Here is a 1,831-nt window from a genome sequence, read left to right as displayed (position 1 = left end):
AGCTCAGCAGACGCAAAAGATTGGCAATATGACTTCTTGATTTACCAATCAATTCAGACAGTTGCTCTTGTTTATATTTATGCTTTGTTATCAGATTCTGATATCCCAACGCTTCTTCAATGACTGTCAGATCAGTGCGTTGCACATTTTCGATCAACGCCAGCTCATAGGCCTCAACATCGCTGATATCACGTAAGATCGCGGGCACCGTATGTAATTGTGCCAATTGTGCCGCTCGCCAGCGTCGTTCACCAGCAATCAGTTGATAACGTTGCGGATTATCCGCACTTTGCCGCAAAAGAACCGGTTGCATTATGCCTTTCTGGCGGATTGATTCGGCCAGTTCAGCCAAAGCGGTTTTGTCAAATTTCAAACGCGGTTGCCACGGGCCCGAATTGATCCATTCAACCGGAATATCAATAACACCAGCTGTTATATTTCCAGCCGCACCAGCCGCAATACCCACTTTTGTCGCCTTGGCGTCAGCCGATAATGACGCTGCCACCATTTCGGTCTGTGTGGCCACGCCTGAAGCTGTAATCGCATTCGATGTTGCCGCGGCAATGCCGACATCACCTAACAATGATGACAGCCCGCGCCCCAAACCGCGCCCCAGACCACGCGCCGGATGTTTAGGAATTGTGTTTTGTGGCGCTGCTTTTGCAACGGGTTTTTTTCTAGCGCTTTTAACGGCAGCTTTCTTTGACGGCGTCTTGGCCATTAGGCAGCATCCTTTTCTTGCGTCAGCAGTTCGGCGGCCAGCGCGGCATAGGCCTGTGCCCCGACACATTTCAGATCATACATCAAAACAGGCTGTCCGAATGATGGCGCTTCGGACACACGCACATTTCGCGGTATTACCGTGTTATAAACGACGGTGCCCAGATACGCGCGCACATCATTTTCCACCGATTCGGATAATTTATTGCGGCTATCGAACATCGTCAATACAACCCCCTGCATCTCCAGCCTTGGATTAATGCCACCTCGCACTGCATCAATCGTGCGCATGAGCTGGCTTAACCCTTCAAGCGCATAAAATTCGCATTGCAACGGAATCAGAACTGACGCCGCCGCGCATAAGGCATTCACCGTCAGCAAGCCAAGCGACGGGGGGCAGTCAATGATCACATAATCATAGTCATAAGCTACCATGGCAATCGCATCGGCAAGGCGGTATTCACGCCGCTCGACATCGATCAGCTCAATTTCAGCGGCTGATAAATCAACCACAGCCGGAATTATATCAAGTCGCGGCACAATCGTGCCCTGAATAGCGGCACGCGCTGGCGTCTGTCCAATCACCACATGATAGCTATTATGTTCGCGCTGCCCCGGATCAATACCAAAACCAGTGCTGGCATTACCTTGCGGATCGAAATCAACCAACAACACTTTACGGCCACAGGCGGCCAACGCAGTTGCCAGATTGACCGATGTTGTCGTTTTGCCAACGCCGCCTTTTTGATTTGCTACCGCAATGATGCGTGCTTCACTATTCATTCAATGCCCCAACATAACGATAATAATTTAAATCATTTATCTAAAGTCTAATGATCTTGGGTTAACTGTAAAACCATACCTTCAGGATCAGTCAGGCTTGGATAAGTAACCGCCGCCATGATGGGATAATCTGGCATTTCGGTCAATTCTTCTTCGACATTCCGGCCTTTAAGAAGCAGTAAAACCGTATCTGGTGCCATATGCGGTGCCAGCAACGTGATGGCTTTGCCTAGCGGCGCAAAAGCTCGCGATGTTATCACATCTGGTGCCATTGCTGGCAGGCTTTCGATGCGTTCATTATGAACTATGGCTGATAATTCTAATTCTC

At 49.5% G+C, this 1,831-nt stretch carries 3 protein-coding genes; all 3 read right to left on the bottom strand.

Translation table 11 applies throughout. The features are described from left to right. A partial coding sequence (locus ACTF7Q_RS10670) for a ParB/RepB/Spo0J family partition protein (RefSeq protein WP_438997813.1) occupies positions 1-721 on the bottom strand: 721 nt, incomplete at its 3' end. Then, a complete protein-coding gene (locus tag ACTF7Q_RS10665) occupies positions 721-1,503 on the bottom strand; it encodes a ParA family protein (RefSeq protein WP_438997812.1) in 783 nt (260 codons plus the stop codon). The genes ACTF7Q_RS10670 and ACTF7Q_RS10665, both read right to left, overlap by 1 nt. A 47-nt stretch (positions 1,504-1,550) precedes the next feature. After that, positions 1,551-1,831 (bottom strand): RsmG family class I SAM-dependent methyltransferase (locus tag ACTF7Q_RS10660; protein ID WP_438997811.1); only part of this gene is annotated, 281 nt, incomplete at its 5' end.

Origin of the sequence: Puniceispirillum sp. (SeqCode) (genome assembly GCF_965657105.1) — a bacterium.
Classification (GTDB): domain Bacteria; phylum Pseudomonadota; class Alphaproteobacteria; order Puniceispirillales; family Puniceispirillaceae; genus Puniceispirillum.
Note: the sequence above shows the minus strand (reverse complement) of the source record. Positions and strands in the feature narration are given on the sequence as shown.

Bases quoted from the DNA above. Each gene is read 5' to 3' on its own strand.
- ACTF7Q_RS10665 (WP_438997812.1), bottom strand. From the start codon at position 1,503: ATGAATAGTGAAGCACGCATCATTGCGGTAGCAAATCAAAAAGGCGGC.